The following is a 15,358-nucleotide window of genomic DNA, read 5'->3' on the forward strand; positions in this document are numbered from 1 at the left end:
GTTCAAACACCATCAATCTGAGGGACGACCGCCTTAACCAGCAAGCCGCGAGCGAGCGCGCCACCACCAGCGCCGTAGCGAGTGAGCGGCTTGCTAGCAGCTCGCCGGCCCGTTATCCCATCTAATCGAGCCTACGATTTTGTGAAATTCCCGCCTTTCAAGAACGCAATCGTCTGCGCGATCGCCTCGGCGTTCCGCACCAGCCAGGGATGCGAGGTGCGGATCACGATGTGGTCGGCCATGCCGTCGAGCCTGGTGTTGGCGACCGACACCCGGCCGTCATGCGGCCGCGGCAGGCCGATGGATGTGATCGGATAGACCGAGCGGTTGCCGGCAATGATCCCGGCCTGATAATCGATTGCCGGCAGCAGCGCGCTGGTCGCGGCATCGCGGCGGGTGACGAGCTGCTGGCCGGCTGGGCCGAACAAGGCGCGATAGGCAGCGAGGTTTTTCAGGCGATCGGCGATCTCGCTGCCGCCATTCGGCGTGCCCAGCATCACGACGCGACCGAGCCGCGCCGGGCGATATCTTGCCAGATAGACGCGTGCCAGCAGACCGCCCATCGAATGGCAGACGAAATGCACGGAGCCGTCGAGGCTGCGCGCGAACGGATCGAGCGAGGAGTGGATGTCCTCTGCCAGCGCATCAAGTGGCTTGCGTCGGCTGTCGTAGTCGAGATTGAGGGTGGCAAAGCCGGCATCGCCGAGCGCCAGCTCCATCCTGCGAAACGAACGCGCCGTCCTGCTGATACCGTGCAGCAGGACGACGCCGTCGGATGTGAACGCCGCGTGACGCCGTTCGCTCACTTATAGTCGCGCTCTTGCCACCACGGAAAATAGTCGGGCATGTCGGACGAGACCTTGTTCTTGAACTGCGCCGGGCGCTTTTCCAGGAACGACACCACGCCTTCCTTGACGTCCTCGGAACGGCCGCGGGCATAGATGCCGCGGCTGTCGACCTTGTGTGCCTCCATCGGATCGTCGGCACCCATCATGCGCCACATCATCTGGCGGATCAGCGCCACCGACACCGGCGCGGTCTTGGCCGCGAACTCCCTGGCGAGCGCACGCGCGGTCGGCAACAGATCGTCCGGTGGCACCACCCTGCTGACGAGCCGGCCGGCGAGCGCTTCCTGTGCCGGGAACACGCGGCCCGAGTAGCACCATTCCAGCGCCTGCGAGATGCCGACGATGCGCGGCAGGAACCAGCTCGACGCGGCCTCCGGCACGATGCCGCGCTGGGAGAACACGAAGCCGAAGCGCGCGGCCTCAGAGGCGATGCGGATATCCATCGCGAGCTGCATGGTGACGCCGATGCCGACCGCCGGACCGTTCACCGCGGCGATCACCGGCTTCAGGCACTTGAAGATGCGCAGCGTCACCTGGCCGCCGCCGTCGCGCACTTGCGGATCGCTGTAGTCGACGCTGCCGTCGGCATTGCGCTTGACCGGGCCGCGCCGCGCGTCGCGGTCGAAGGTGTTGGCGCCGGAGGAGAGGTCGGCGCCGGCGCAGAAGCCGCGGCCTTCACCGGTCACGATGATGGCGCGGACGTCGTCATCCTTGTCGGCTTTGTCGAACGCGTCGATCAGCTCCTGCTGCATCGTGGCGTTGAAGGCGTTGAGCTTGTCGGGCCGGTTCAGCGTGATGGTCAGGATCTGCTCGGCGACCTCGTACTTGATCGTCTCATACGCCATGGGGATGATTTCCTCTCGGTTTCTTGAATGAACGGCGCTAGCGCGCGGCTCCATTCAGTTAACCCGGCAATCATCCCTTGTGAAGAAGTCGGATGCGCAGCGTTGTTCCGCGCATCCCCATTTGCGTTGAGGCGCTACTTCTTCGGCGGCGTCGGCCACGGCTTCTGCGGGCCGCGCAGGCCTTCGAACGCCTTGCCCATGCCGAGCACGCCGATATCGTCGAAGCGGCGGCCGATGATCTGGACGCCGATCGGAAAACCCTTCTTGTCGTAGCCGCCGTTGATCGACAGCGCTGGATTCTCCGACATATTCCACGGCACGGTAAAGCAGATGTGCTCGAACGGCTTTGCCGGGTCGTTGAGCGGTGCTGCGAACTCCGCCGGGAAGTTCACGACCGGCGACACCGGCGAGATCACGTAATCGACCTCGCAGAACAGTTTTGCGGCAGCCGCGCGGATCGCCATCGTCTGGTTGAAGCCGCGCACCACGTCGACGCCGGAGAGCTTTGCGCCGGCCTCGGCCCAATTGAGGATATAGGGCAGGGTCTTGCCGCGATCGGCTTGCGACAATTTCGACAGCTCGTCCCAGGTCCGCGCCCGCCAGAAATTGTCGAGCCCCTCGAGCATCTCAGGCGTCAGGATGCCGTCGATTTCGGTGATGACGGCGCCGGCGGACTCGAACGCCTTCGCCGCCTTGACGACGACCTCGCGAACCTCCTTCTCGACCTTCTGGCCGGATCCGGCATCCAGCATCAGCCCGATGCGCAGCTTGCGCGGCGACTTCTCCAGCGCCTTCCAGTTCACCTCGAGCGCCGGCAGGCTCATGCCGTCGCGGCGATCGGGCCGCGACAACACGCTCATCATGAGAGCGGCGTCGTCGACGGTGCGGGTCATCGGCCCTGCGACGCGGCCGACATAGGGCGGGTCGATCGGCACGCGGCCGAGGCTCGGCTTCAGCGCGACGAGGCCGCACCAGGAGGCCGGCAGCCGCACCGAGCCGCCGATATCGGTGCCGAGATGCAGCGGGCCGTAGCCGGCAGCACCGGCCGCGCCCGCGCCTGAGCTCGAGCCGCCGGGGTTCTTGCTGATATCCCAGGGATTGCGGGTGAGGGGATGGAACGACGACAGCCCCGACGACAGCATGCCGTAATCCGGCATCGTGGTCTTGGAGAAGATCACGCAGCCGGCTTCGCGCAACCGCGCCGCGGGCGGCGCGTCCTTCTCCGCGGGCGCAAACTTGACGCTCGCCGCGCCCAGCGGCACCGGCTGCCCCTTGGTCGCGACGTTGTCCTTGATGGTGACGGGCACGCCATCGAGCGTGCCGGCCGGCTCGGCCTGCTGCCAGCGCTCGGTCGAGGTCTTGGCGACCTTCCGCGCCTCGTCGGGGTCGTACAGATACAGCGCCTTGATGTGCGGCTCCCAGGTCGCGACCTGGGAGATGATTTCCTCGAGCACTTCGGACGGGGAGAACTGCTTGGCACGATAGCCGGCGAGCAGGTCGACGGCCGAGAGATCGTGCAGCGACGTGATGGCGTCCCCTTTCGGCTTATGCATGCGCACCTGCCGGCATGCGTTTCTCGATGATGCGGGCGAACATGCTGGCGCCGATCGGCAGGATCTTGTCGTCGAGAACGTAACCGGGATTGTGCACGGGCACTGAACCGTCATGGCCGACCCAGAAATACGCACCGGGTACGGCCTGCATCATGTCTGCGAAATCCTCGCTGCCCATCTTGGGCGTCGAGCGGGTGATCACCTTGGCCGGATCGACCACCGTGCGTGCGACTTCCTCGACGACGCGGGACTGCTCTTCCTGGTTGACCAGCACGCTGAAGCCGTCGCGGATCTCGACCGAGATTTCGGCGCCATATGCGGCGGCAAAGCCGGCGCAGATCTCGCGCATGCGCTTGCGGATCAGCGCGCGGATCTCCTCGGAGAAGCAGCGCACCGTGCCGCACATCCAGGCGTCCCCGGGAATGACGTTGTAGGCCGAACCGGAATGGATCTGGGTGATCGACAGCACCGCTGCCTGCAGCGGATCGACGTTGCGGCTGACGATCGACTGCAGCGCCTGTCCAAGCGTCATCGCGATCACCACCGCGTCCTTGGAGCGTTCCGGCATCGCGCCATGGGCGCCGTAGCCCTGGATCTTGATGTCGAAGAAGTCGGCGGCGGCCATTGCCGGGCCCGGCAGGATCGCGATCTCGCCATGGTTCAGGTCGGGCGCGTTGTGCAGGCCATAGACCTCGTCGCAGGGGAACTGCTTGAACAGGCCGTCCTTGATCATGGCGCGGGCGCCGCCGAGGCCCTCCTCGGCCGGCTGGAAGATGAAATGCACGGTGCCGTCGAAATTGCGGGTCTCGGCGAGATAGCGCGCCGTGCCGAGCAGCATCGTGGTGTGGCCGTCATGGCCGCAGCCATGGAAACGGCCGGGAATGGTCGAACGCCACTTCAGATTGGTGTTTTCTTCCATCGGCAGCGCGTCCATGTCGGCGCGCAGGCCGATCTTCCTGGTGCTGTTGCCCTTGCCCTTGAGCACGCCGACCACGCCGGTGCCGCCGAGGCCGCGATGCACCTCGATGCCCCAGCTCGTCAGCTTGTCGGCGACGATGCCGGAGGTACGGACCTCCTCGAAGCCGATCTCGGGGTGCGCATGCAGATCCCGTCTGATGGCGGTGAGTTCGTCGGCAAAACTGTCGATGCGCTCAATGGTCGGCATGGTCTCTATCCGTTTGTGCGTGATGGGGAGGCGGGGGTGAAAGTCGGGCCGTTCGGCTTGATACGAATGCCAGGCCGCAAACGTTTCCACGGCAGCGTGGCGGGATCGGCGGGCATCGGCCCGGGCGCGGCGCAGATCAGCAGTTTCTCGGCGATCGGCTCGAAATCGGCGCGGAAATGCACCGAGCTCTTGTTGACCAGGATCTTCTGCGCGGTCGGCTCGATGCCGACATAGCGGTACATCGCCTGGTCGGCAAGCTGGGCCTTGTAGGAGCCGACGACGACGCGGACGTCGCCGACCCGCAGGCAGGCCGAGGGTCCCATGTCCATGTCCCGGCCGCCGTAGAATGGCCCGGGCGCGACGAACCTGCCGTCCGAGAGCTTCTCGACGACGAAGGTTTCCCTGTAAGGCGCATCGCCGGGAATACCGGACTTGCCGCCGAGATCGAGCGTGACCGTCGCGCCGACGCCGGCCGCATGCGCAGCCCGCGCCGATTGCGGGTCGCAGATCACGCCGGTGGCGGCGCTGGCTCCGTTGCGCACCAGCGCGCGCAGCATGCCGGTGGTATTGGAATCGCCGCCGGCGCCGGGATTGTCCTGGGTGTCGGCTATCACGATCGGCTTCGAGGCCGATGCCGCGAGCTTCATCGCAAGCAGCACGCCCTCGTCGGGCGTATAGATCGGACCGTCGAAATCGTTCTCGTGGCTTTCGACCAGTGCGGCGATGCCGTCGGCTGCGGCGTCGGCATCGGCCTGGGTCCGGCCATAGGCGAAGACGCTCGGACCGCAGTCCCTGATATCGGCGGCCGGGAAGCCGAACGCGAAAGAAAGCGTCGGAACCGCGTCGCTCTCGAGCGCCGCAAGCTTCTGATAGATGGCCTTGGCCGGCTGGTCGTTGGTGCATTGCCAACTGATCGCGATCAGGAACGGCAATTGCCGGAACGCCTTTGCGAGACGTTGCCCGGATTTGAGCAACAAGGCCAAATGCCTGGCGCAGGCGCGGCCGGTGTCGGCCATGTCGACATGCGGATAGGTCCGGTAGGCGATCAGCGCATCGGCATGTTCGACCATCTCGGGTGAGACGTTCGCATGCAGATCGAGGCTCGCAACCAGCGGAATGTCCTTGCCGATCGCCTTGCGCACGCGGGCGAGGATTTCGCCTTCGCCGTCGTCATAGTGCTCGGTGACCATCGCGCCGTGCAGGTCGAGATAGACGGCATCGATCGGCCCGGCCGCGACGATGCCATCGATCATGTCCTTGACGATCCGCTCGAAGGCATCCTTCGTCACATGTGCCGACGGGGTCGCGCCGGCCGCAATCGTCGGCACCAGCTCCCAGCCATTGGCTTCCGCCGCCTCGACGAAGCCGGCGAGGCCGGCATTGATCCTGCGCATGACCTTGAGCACGTCGGCGCCACGCGTCATCGACGGCCAGCCGCCGCCGTGCACGAAGTCGTCATAGGTTGCCTTCGTCGGCGCGAAGGTGTTGGTCTCGTGCAGGAAGCCGCCAACGGCAATGCGGGTCATCAAGTTGGTCTCGATACGTTTCTTCGATCATGACGCGATCGGAATGGTTCGCACCACGATCTCGTCTCGTTGGTTTGAGCGTGATCGTTCGGGAAGACCGGTGTCCGCCTTCCGGGCCATGCTCTAGCGCGCGACGTTAAGCGTGTCGTCGCGCCAAGCGCAAGCCGTCGAGCACTTCCGGATTTGCATGCCCCTCTGGGCGCAAAGGCTTAAGGCTAAAGTCCTAGGCCGTTGCCACAACGCCTTCCGAAACGGGGCGGAAGTTGGCGAAGTCCCAGCCGCGGCCGGGCGCCGCATCGAGCAGCGCGCGGGTATAGGCCTGCTGCGGATTGGTCAGCACCTCGGCGGCCGGTCCCTGTTCCACGACACGGCCATGCTGCATCACGGCGACGTCGTCGCAGATTTGTGCGGCGACGCGCAAATCATGCGTGATGAACAACAGCGCGATGCCCAGCCGCCGCTGGATCTCGTCGAGCAAATCCAGAACCTGCGCCTGCACCGAGACGTCGAGCGCGGACACCGCCTCGTCGGCTACCAGCACGTCGGGATCGAGTGCCAGCGCGCGCGCGATCGCGATGCGCTGGCGCTGGCCGCCGGAGAACTGGTGCGGATAGCGCGAGATCGCGTCAGGCGGCAAATGGACCAGTTCGAGCAGCTCGCGGGCCCGCGCCAGCGCGTCCTTGCGGGGCATGCCGTAATTGATCGGGCCCTCCGCGATGCTCTCGCCGACGGTGACGCGCGGATTGAGCGAGCGGTAGGGGTCCTGGAAGATGATCTGGATCTTCTGGCGATGCGGCTGCAACAGCCGGCGCGACAGGTCGGAGATCTCGCGGCCGGCGAGGCGCACCCCGCCGGAGGTCGGATCGATCAGGCGGACGATGCAACGCGCCACGGTCGATTTGCCCGAACCGCTTTCGCCGACGATGCCGAGCGTGCGGCCCTTGCGCAGCGTGAGGGTGACGTTGCTGGCGGCGGCGACCTCGCGGGCTTTGCCGTACAGCGACCGCTCCCGGTAGACCTTGCTGAGCTCGTTGGCTTCCAGCACCACGGGCTCGGTGGTCTCCGGGCGCGGCGCGCGCGGCACGAGGCTCGGCACCGCGGACAACAGGTTGCGGGTGTATTCCATCTTCGGCGTGCGCAGCACGTCCTGCAGCGGGCCGGCTTCGACCAGCCTTCCGTGCCGCATCACCGCGACGCGGTCGGCGATCTCGGCCACCACGCCCATGTCGTGGGTGATGAACAGAACAGCCGTGCCGTGATCGCGTTGCAGGTCGCGGATCAAAGCGAGAATCTGCTTCTGGGTGGTGACATCGAGCGCGGTGGTCGGCTCATCCGCGATCAAGAGCTTCGGTTCCAGCACCAGCGCCATCGCGATCATGATGCGCTGACGCTGACCGCCGGAGAGGCGGTGCGGGTAGGAGGAGAAGATGCGCTGCACGTCCGGCAGCCGCACATGCTCCATCATCGCCAGGATCTTCTGACGGCGTGCGCGGGCGTCGAGATCGGTATGGGCGCGCAGCACCTCGTCGATCTGGCGGCCGACCGGCACCACGGGGTTGAGCGCGGTCATCGGCTCCTGGAAGATCATCGCCATCCGCGTGGCGCGGAGCTGGCGCAGCCGCCGGTCGCTCGCGGTGAGCAGTTCCTCGCCGACCAGTTTGACGCTGCCGCCCGAAGGCACCAGCATGCCCTTCTGCTGCAGGCCCATCACGGTGAGCGAGGTCACCGACTTGCCCGAGCCGCTTTCGCCGACAAGGCACAGCGTCTCGCCTTCGTGTACCTGCAGCGAGAGGTAGTCGATGATGCGGTGTGCGTCCGCCTTGCGGCCGAGGCCGACGACGAGATTGTTGATGTCGAGGATGACGTTGGAAGAGTTGGTTGCGGTCACTTGCCCTCACGCTGCTTCATGCGGGGATCGAGCGCGTCGCGGGCGGCGTCGCCGATCAGGTTGATGCTGAGAATGGCGATCGAGAGCAAGAGCCCCGGCCAGAAGATCAGCGACGGCTTGACCTGGAAGAAGGCGCGGCCTTCGGCCATGATGTTGCCCCAGGTCGGTGTCTCCGGCGAGATGCCGGCGCCGAGGAACGACAGGATCGCTTCGGTCAGGATCCCGGATGCGCAGACATAGGTGCCTTGCACGATCAGCGGCGCGATGGTGTTCGGCATCAAATGCCGCCACATGATCTTGGGCAGGCTGGAGCCGAGCGAGATTGCGGCCTCGACATAGGGTTCCTCGCGTGCGGTCAGCACCACCGAGCGCACCAAGCGTGCCACGCGCGGGATCTCGGGGATGGTAATCGCGACCATCACGGTCCAGATGCTGGCGCCCGACAGCGACACCACGGCGATCGCGAGCAGGATGGCGGGGATCGCCATCAAGCCGTCCATGATCCGCATCAGCACCGCATCGACCCAGCGGAAGAAGCCGGCGACGAGACCGATCAGGAGCCCGACGCCGATCGAGCAGACGGCGGCGCCGAGCCCGATCACCAGCGAGATCCGTGCGCCGTAGATAATGCGCGACAACAGGTCGCGACCATAGGCGTCGGTGCCGAGCAGATATTGCGCGCTCGACGGCTTGAGCCGTTGCGATGGTGTCAGCAAGAGTGGATCATGAGGCGCAAGGAGCGGCGCGAAGATCGCCATCAGGATGATGAGGGCGAGGCAGATCGTCGCAACCGCGATGATCGGCGTCGATGTCAGGAAGCCGAACTTGACGCGGAACGGCCGGGTGACGGGGATAGTGGACTCGGGAAGGGTTTCGATCGCCATTGCTCAGTACCGGATACGAGGATCGAGCAGGGTGTAGGCAACGTCGATCAGCAGATTGACGCCGACATAGATGCCCGACGTCAAAAGGATCATGGCCTGGATCACCGGATAGTCGCGCGCCAGCACCGCATCGACGGTGAGGCGGCCGATGCCGGGCAGGTTGAACACGCTCTCGGTGACGACGACGCCGGAGATCAACAGCGCGAAACCGGAACCGATCACGGTAATGACCGGGACTGCGGCGTTGCGCAGCGCGTGGCGCAGGAGCACGCCGGTCTCGCCGATGCCCTTCGCGCGCGCGGTGCGCACGTAATCCTCACCGAGCACATCGAGCATCGAGGCCCGCGTCATGCGCGCAATCAGCGCGACATAGATGAAGGAAAGGGTGCAGGTCGGCAGGATGATGCGTTCGAAGAACGGGCCGAAGCCGGCCGAGATGCTCTTGAAGCCCTGCACCGGCACCCAGCGCAGATCGATCGCAAACACCTGGATCAGCACGTAACCGATCACGAACACCGGCACGGAGAAGCCGAGCACCGAAAGTCCCATCACGCAGCGGTCGATCCAGGTTCCGTGCTTCCACGCTGCAATCACGCCGAGCGGCACGGCAACCAGGATCGAGAGGATGATGGTGGCCAGCGCGACCGAGATCGACGGTTCGAGGCGCGGGCCGATCATTTCGAGGATCGGCTTGTTCGAGATCAGGGATACGCCGAGATCGCCGTGCAGCAACTTGGCGACCCAGGTGTAGAACTGGATGTAGATCGGCTCGTTGAGACCAAGCGAGGTGCGGATGCGATCGAGCTGTTCGGGTGTCGCATTGTCGCCGGCGAGGATGGCGGCCGGGTCGCCCGGCGTCAGCCGCAGCAACAGGAACACGAACAGGGCCACCACGCCCATCACGGGAATGGCGGCGAGGATGCGGCGGATCAGATAGCCAAGCATCGCTGCTGTCTCCTGCCGTCAGATGGTGCGAAGCGAAGGCTGGGCCGCATCATACTCATGGTGTCCCCGTGATGTGTCTCATGCGCTTCTGCGTGTTGTCTCAAAGGCAGCGCGAACGTGATGAATTTGCAGGCAAATACTGTGCCAATGGCGACGTTATATCAAGGCGCGGTTCGGGCCGTTGGAGGCCTCCTTTGGTTTGAAACTGCTATTTCGAATTGCACTTGTCGTCGTGTGCCACCGACCTGAATCGACAAGTCCATTCACGCTCTCATCACGCCGCACCAATTGGCGACGAACAGTGCGATGCTCTGCGTTGTCTTGCGAAGGCTGTCGAGCTCGACACGTTCGTTGAACGCGTGCGGGCCGACACCGTAAGGGCCATAGCAAAGTGCAGGGATGCCGTAATCGACGCAATAGTAGCGGGTGTCGTTGACGGCCGTCGACAGCCGCTCCTGCATTGGAGCCTGGAAGATGGACTGATGGGCTGCCGACAGAGCTGCTTCCGCTTCGGTGCCAGGCTCGCACACCGCTGCGTCGGCCTGAAAGCCGCTCCACACGAGCTCGGCCGGATTGTCGGACAGGAAGTCGTCGGCCTTGTGCGCCTCGGCCAGGCATTCCTCGATGCCACGCATCGCCTGCTGCGGTGTCTCGCCCGGTAGCAGACCGAGCCGGCAATCCAGCTCACACCAGGCCGCGGTCGAGCTGGCCCAATCGCCGCCCTTGATAATCCCGACGTTGAACTTGATCGGATTCTTGACGCCGCGGAACCAGCTGTTGTCGAGCGCCCTGGCATTGAGCGTTTTGGTGTAGTCCTGGAACGCGCGCACGAGATGCATCGCCGACAGGATCGCGCTCGTGCCGGCCTCGGAATAGGCGACATGCACCGGCGTGCCGCGTACGCGCAGGCGAAACCAGATGGCGCCGACCTGGGCGCGCGTGAGCGTATGTCCGGTTGGTTCGGGAATCAGGCAGGCGTCGGCGCGATAGCCGCGCATCAGGGTCGACAATGCGCCGTTGCCGGTGCTCTCCTCCTCGGTGACGGTCTGCAGATGGACGCGCCCGCCCGGCGCATAGCCGGCATCGCGGATCGCATCGAGCGCGAAGATCATCGCTGAGACGCCGGCCTTCATGTCTTGCGCGCCACGCCCGAACATCCAGCCGTCGCGCACCGCCGCCGAGAACGGCGGTTGGTCCCAAAGGTCAGCAGGTCCCTCCGGCACCACGTCGATATGACCCTGCAAGATCAGGCTGCGCCCGCTGCCATTGCTGTTGAGCGTGGCAACGACCTGCCGCGATCCGGCAAGATCGATGCCGTCCATTGGCGCGGCTTTCGGATGGCTCATCAGATCGACGTCCGCAAGGCTGAACGCATCGACGTCGTAGCGGCGTTTTGCGAATTGCTCGGCCAGCCAATGTTGTTGCGGTGCTTCCTGTCCGCGCAGGCTGCGGAATTGGACCATGCGCGACAGGAATGCGATCTGATCATCGAAGTTTCGATCAACGGCCGCGCACAGCTCAGCGGCAATCTGATCCGGTTTGGTCAACGTCTCAGTTGTCATGTCCGGCCTTTCGTGGAGCCAGAAGCTGAGCTTCGACAAGTTCGGAAAGGCGACGCACGGAGGCCCCGTCGGCACGCATGCCGTCCAGAATCCCGCGCCGGGCCGCAACGTCATGCGTGCCCGCTACCCCTATGCGCATTGTCCCCTCCCGCGATGAAACCTTTTTCCCCATTGTGACGCTAGTTCCTATCACGCGGTGTTTCTCGGCGAATTCCGACTTGGCCACAGGTAAATGCGCTCATATTCTTCCTCTCCGGCCAGATATTCAGAGGAAAGCTGCGTGGGTGGGCTCGGCCGCTTCGACCTCCGACGGCACCATCGAGGGCGTGTCGAGGTCGCGCCAATCGTCGATCGCCCCCGCCACCATCTGTGCCGTCGCGGCTGACAGCGTCCAGCCGAGATGCCCGTGGCCGGTGTTGTAGAATACGCCCGGCATCCGTCCGGCGCGAACCACCGGCATCATGTTCGGCATCATCGGGCGCAGCCCCGCCCACGGCACGACTTTCGAGGTGTCGATGTCAGGGAAATGATGACGTACCCAGTCCACCAGCGGCTGGATGCGGTCGGCGCGAATGTCGCGGTTGAAGCCGTTGAACTCGGCGGTGCCGGCGACACGGAAGCGATCGGCGCCGAGCCGGCTGGTCACGATCTTCGCTGCTTCGTCGAGCAGGCTGACGGTTGGTGCCGCGTCCCGGCTTTGCGGCGCATCGAGCTGCACGGTGATCGAGTAGCCCTTCACCGGATAGACGTTGACGCGGTCGTTGAGCAGGCTTGCGAAATGGCGGCTCGCGACGCCGGCGCAAATGACGATTCCGTCCGCGTGCAACTCGTGTCGTGTCACGACATCAGCCTCATGGGAGGCGGTTTCGTTCCAGCCGATGCGGAAGCCTTCATCACCGCGCGCGATCGTGTCGACATCGGCCTCGTGGACAAAGATCGCGCCGCGGCGGGCGCAGGCGTCGGCGAGGCCGCGGGTGAATTTGTGGATATCGCCGGTCGCATCCGACGGCGTGAAGAAGCCGCCATAGCAGGTCGTCTGCAGCGCGGGTTCGATGCTGCGGATCTCGTTAGGGGTCACCGGCCGGCGGTCGAGCCCGCCTTGTTGCAGCAACGTGTTGACCCGCAGGCCCGCGTCGAAGCCGGCCTTGTCGTGATAGACGTGCAGGATGCCGCGGCGTTCGAGATCAAAGGCGATGTTTTCGCGCTGTGCGATTGAGAACAGATGCTTGCGCGCTTCGATTGCGAGCCGCGTGGTTTCGATGGTGTTGCTGCGATAGCGCGTGATGCCGCCTATGAACTCGCCGATCCAGGAATATTTGTGCCAGCTCGGCTTCGGATTCATCAGCAGCGGCGCATCGCTCCTGAGCATCCAGCGCAGCCCCTTCAGAATGGTGGCGGCGCTATTCCAGACTTCGGCGTTGCTGGCAGACAGTTGTCCGCCATTGGCGAACGAGGTTTCCATCGCAGCGTAGCGATGCCTGTCGAGGACAGTCACGCGGTAGCCGCGTTCGAGCAGGGCATAGGCCGTCGTCACGCCGGTGATGCCGGCGCCAATGATCGCAATGTGTGGCATGTTGGTCTTCAGGCTCCCGTGTTGTTAGAGTCGCCAAACCGCCGGTGAAACCGGCTGCTTCAGCGCCCCATCTGTCACGGTACCTGAGAGCTTGATCCGCATCGGGCCTCGGCCCGGAAGCAGACTATCCCCTTCGGTGGACGTCATGACCCTTGCTGTGCGGCCATGCTCGTCTCTCTCCAGATCGTCCTGACGATACAGTCCTTTTGCCTGAGAGTTTCCGGGGCGGTTGCTCCGTCGGCGCCGAAGCCAACAACATGAATGTTGTCGCTTCGATCTCTCCCGCATCGTCGTGTTGGACGGCCGGACCGTAGGCGAAGCCTCAAAAATGGACAAGGCTAAATTTCGGTCCGGCAGTGCCAACGTGTTGTGCAGTGCAATCGATGTCAGTCGAGCGTCGCCAGCAGCGCCGCCATCAGGCGGCCACGCTCGGCGAGGCTGTCGACCTCGATATGTTCGTTGAGCGTATGTGCATCGGCGCCGCGAACGCCGAGGCCGTCGAGCGTGGGAATGCCCATCGCGCCGGTGAAGTTGCCGTCCGATCCGCCGCCGGCGCTGCCATGCGGCAGGTCGAGACCCATCGCCGCCGCGAGGCCCTTTGCTTTTTCATACAAGGCCATGGTGCCGGCATCCGGCTCCCACACCGGGCGGGTGACGCCGCGTGTCACCTTGAAGGTCACGTCGTTGGCCGTGCCGGAAAGCGCGATCATGCGTTCGACGCCGCGATCGAGATCGGCCTGGCGCTTGGCCATGCTGAGCGCTTCGCCGGTGCAGGTCGTTGCAACGCAATTGACCCATTGGCCGCCATGCACGATGCCGACCGAGAAGGTGCAGTCCTCGGTGGTCATACCGTCGATGGCGATGATTTGCCGGGCCATTTCCCGGATTGCGGAACGGCCGGAGGATAGCGTCGCGCCGGCATGGCTCGGCTTGCCGGTTGCTTCCAGATTGAAGCGGGCGATCGCGTAGCGGCCGGTGACGACGCCGTTGTTCGGTCGGCCGGGCTCCGGCACCAGCACGTATTTGTTGCGCGCGGCTTCCGCCTCGATGATGTCGCGCGTCGACGGCGTGCCGACTTCTTCATCGGGCGTGAACAGCACGGTGATCGGCAGCGGCGTCGTGAAGGAGGCGCGGGCCAATTGCCTGATCGCTTCGATCGACAGATAGTTGCCGCCCTTCATGTCGAAGATGCCGGGCCCGAAGCACTTGTTGCCGTCGCGCCGCCACTTCAGCTTCTCGATGGTGCCGACCGGGTGCACCGTGTCCAGATGACCGGCGATGAGGATGCCGGGTTGGCCTTGTTTCGGATGGGGAAAACGGGCGCGGACGCAGCCCGCGAAGCCCTGGCGTCCGGCGATGCGTTCGATCGTCGCACCCATGATCGCCATCTCACGCGCGGCGAGATCGAGCATGCGCTCGACCGCGGCAGCGTCCCAGGTCGGGCTCTCGCATTCCACCCAGCTGCGCAGGCCCTGCAGCATCGCTTCGGAATCAAAGGGAAGATTGGCGGGGTTCATCTCTTTTCTCTCTTGTTGTTTTGTTTGCGCCGGTACGCGTTCGCGTACGTACGAAAAGCTCGGGCGAGGACTTTGTAAAGTCAAATGCGCTGAACTCGTAGTTCATTCGTTCGTATACGTTTGATCGCGCCCGAAACCGATTGACGCGCATTGCGCTTGATGCAAGTCTCGATTTCACAAGCCATACAGCATGTTAGTTCGCCTAAATAACGAACCGCATGCATAACGAATAAGCCGGCTTTGACCAGTTACACGTCAGGAGAGATTGTATGTTCCCTATCTCGCGTTGGAAGCGCCACACCTTAGCGGTTGCGTTGTCGGCGCTTGCGCTGTCGTTCGCGCCGCATGAATTGTCCTTTGCGCCGCAGGCCATGGCCGCGGATAAGACCATCACTGCGGTGATGCATTCGGATCTGCGCGTCATCGATCCGATCCTGACCACGGCCTACATCACGCGAGACCACGGCTACATGGTCTACGACACGCTGGTGGCGACCGATTCCAACTTCAAGATCCAGCCGCAGATGGCGGACTGGAAGGTGTCCGACGACAAGCTCACATACACGTTCACGCTGCGTGACGGCCTGAAGTGGCACGACGGAACGCCGGTGACCGCCGAAGACTGCGTCGCTTCGTTGAAGCGCTGGGCCAAGGTTGACGGCATGGGCCAGAAGCTGATGGACTTCACCGCGAGCCTCGAAGCCACCGATGCGAAGACGATCACCCTGAAGCTGAAGGAGCCCTACGGTCTGGTGCTGGACTCGATCGGCAAGCCGTCGTCGCGCGTCGCCTTCATGATGCCGAAGCGGTTGGCCGAAACGCCGCCGGACAAGCCGATCCCGGAACAGATCGGTTCGGGCCCGTTCAAGTTCGTGCAGGCTGAATTCCAGCCGGGCGTGAAGGCGGTCTACGTCAAGAACAAGGACTACGTGCCGCGCAAGGAGCCGGCGAGCTGGACCGCAGGCGGCAAGGTCGTGAAGGTTGACCGCGTCGAGTGGGTCACGATGGCTGACGCGCAGATCCGAATGCATCACCGCAGTGATGGTCTTATC

12 protein-coding genes and 2 riboswitches are annotated in these 15,358 nt (G+C 64.4%); of the genes, 1 reads left to right on the forward strand and 11 read right to left on the reverse strand.

Annotation, left to right across the window (positions count from 1 at the left end; translation table 11 throughout):
- Positions 1 to 131: 131 nt before the first annotated feature.
- The 11 genes from FNJ47_RS36740 to FNJ47_RS36790 all read right to left on the reverse strand — a co-directional run bounded on the left by FNJ47_RS36740 (position 132) and on the right by FNJ47_RS36790 (position 14,306).
- Positions 132 to 806 (reverse strand): alpha/beta fold hydrolase, encoded by a 675-nt coding sequence (locus FNJ47_RS36740; protein WP_163160769.1) that lies wholly within the window; start codon positions 804 to 806, stop codon positions 132 to 134.
- Positions 803 to 1,693 (reverse strand): crotonase/enoyl-CoA hydratase family protein, encoded by an 891-nt coding sequence (locus FNJ47_RS36745; protein ID WP_163160770.1) that lies wholly within the window; start codon positions 1,691 to 1,693, stop codon positions 803 to 805. Before FNJ47_RS36745 ends, FNJ47_RS36740 begins: the two co-directional genes overlap by 4 nt.
- A 134-nt stretch (positions 1,694 to 1,827) precedes the next feature.
- A complete protein-coding gene (locus FNJ47_RS36750; protein ID WP_163160771.1) occupies positions 1,828 to 3,246 on the reverse strand; it encodes an amidase in 1,419 nt (472 codons plus the stop codon).
- The gene (locus FNJ47_RS36755) at positions 3,239 to 4,411 is read right to left on the reverse strand and encodes a M20 aminoacylase family protein (RefSeq protein WP_163160772.1); all 1,173 of its coding nucleotides are present in this window, start codon (positions 4,409 to 4,411) and stop codon (positions 3,239 to 3,241) included. Before FNJ47_RS36755 ends, FNJ47_RS36750 begins: the two co-directional genes overlap by 8 nt.
- Before the next feature lie 5 nt (positions 4,412 to 4,416).
- Positions 4,417 to 5,937 (reverse strand): M81 family metallopeptidase, encoded by a 1,521-nt coding sequence (locus tag FNJ47_RS36760; RefSeq protein ID WP_163160773.1) that lies wholly within the window; start codon positions 5,935 to 5,937, stop codon positions 4,417 to 4,419.
- Positions 5,938 to 6,160: 223 nt separating this feature from the next.
- Entirely contained in the window at positions 6,161 to 7,825 is a 1,665-nt protein-coding gene (locus FNJ47_RS36765) for a dipeptide ABC transporter ATP-binding protein (protein ID WP_163160774.1), read from the reverse strand.
- Positions 7,822 to 8,709, reverse strand: coding sequence for an ABC transporter permease (locus FNJ47_RS36770; RefSeq protein WP_163160775.1), 888 nt, complete (start codon positions 8,707 to 8,709; stop codon positions 7,822 to 7,824). Before FNJ47_RS36770 ends, FNJ47_RS36765 begins: the two co-directional genes overlap by 4 nt.
- Positions 8,710 to 8,712: 3 nt before the next feature.
- Positions 8,713 to 9,654 carry an ABC transporter permease gene (locus tag FNJ47_RS36775; protein ID WP_163160776.1) on the reverse strand — a complete coding sequence of 314 codons (942 nt, stop codon included), beginning with the start codon at positions 9,652 to 9,654 and terminating at the stop codon, positions 8,713 to 8,715.
- 263 nt (positions 9,655 to 9,917) lie between these two features.
- The gene (locus FNJ47_RS36780; protein ID WP_163160777.1) at positions 9,918 to 11,216 is read right to left on the reverse strand and encodes an ArgE/DapE family deacylase; all 1,299 of its coding nucleotides are present in this window, start codon (positions 11,214 to 11,216) and stop codon (positions 9,918 to 9,920) included.
- 265 nt (positions 11,217 to 11,481) lie between these two features.
- Complete coding sequence (locus FNJ47_RS36785) at positions 11,482 to 12,789, reverse strand: D-amino acid dehydrogenase (RefSeq protein WP_163160778.1); 1,308 nt, start codon at positions 12,787 to 12,789, stop codon at positions 11,482 to 11,484.
- Between the two features lie 69 nt (positions 12,790 to 12,858).
- Positions 12,859 to 12,974: riboswitch (glycine riboswitch) on the reverse strand.
- Positions 12,975 to 12,977: 3 nt separating this feature from the next.
- Positions 12,978 to 13,084: riboswitch (glycine riboswitch) on the reverse strand.
- 91 nt (positions 13,085 to 13,175) lie between these two features.
- Positions 13,176 to 14,306 carry a M20/M25/M40 family metallo-hydrolase gene (locus FNJ47_RS36790; protein ID WP_163160779.1) on the reverse strand — a complete coding sequence of 377 codons (1,131 nt, stop codon included), beginning with the start codon at positions 14,304 to 14,306 and terminating at the stop codon, positions 13,176 to 13,178.
- 269 nt (positions 14,307 to 14,575) lie between these two features.
- Between FNJ47_RS36790 and FNJ47_RS36795 the strand changes: the two genes are divergently transcribed.
- A partial coding sequence (locus FNJ47_RS36795; RefSeq protein ID WP_236000298.1) for an ABC transporter substrate-binding protein occupies positions 14,576 to 15,358 on the forward strand: 783 nt, incomplete at its 3' end.

Source organism: Bradyrhizobium uaiense (genome assembly GCF_010811875.1).
Taxonomy (GTDB): domain Bacteria; phylum Pseudomonadota; class Alphaproteobacteria; order Rhizobiales; family Xanthobacteraceae; genus Bradyrhizobium; species Bradyrhizobium uaiense.

Bases quoted from the DNA above. Each gene is read 5' to 3' on its own strand.
- FNJ47_RS36775 (WP_163160776.1), bottom strand. From the start codon at position 9,654: ATGCTTGGCTATCTGATCCGCCGCATCCTCGCCGCCATTCCCGTGATG.
- FNJ47_RS36755 (WP_163160772.1), bottom strand. From the start codon at position 4,411: ATGCCGACCATTGAGCGCATCGACAGTTTTGCCGACGAACTCACCGCC.
- FNJ47_RS36790 (WP_163160779.1), bottom strand. From the start codon at position 14,306: ATGAACCCCGCCAATCTTCCCTTTGATTCCGAAGCGATGCTGCAGGGC.
- FNJ47_RS36745 (WP_163160770.1), bottom strand. From the start codon at position 1,693: ATGGCGTATGAGACGATCAAGTACGAGGTCGCCGAGCAGATCCTGACC.
- FNJ47_RS36750 (WP_163160771.1), bottom strand. From the start codon at position 3,246: ATGCATAAGCCGAAAGGGGACGCCATCACGTCGCTGCACGATCTCTCG.
- FNJ47_RS36780 (WP_163160777.1), bottom strand. From the start codon at position 11,216: ATGACAACTGAGACGTTGACCAAACCGGATCAGATTGCCGCTGAGCTG.
- FNJ47_RS36785 (WP_163160778.1), bottom strand. From the start codon at position 12,789: ATGCCACACATTGCGATCATTGGCGCCGGCATCACCGGCGTGACGACG.
- FNJ47_RS36760 (WP_163160773.1), bottom strand. From the start codon at position 5,937: ATGACCCGCATTGCCGTTGGCGGCTTCCTGCACGAGACCAACACCTTC.
- FNJ47_RS36770 (WP_163160775.1), bottom strand. From the start codon at position 8,709: ATGGCGATCGAAACCCTTCCCGAGTCCACTATCCCCGTCACCCGGCCG.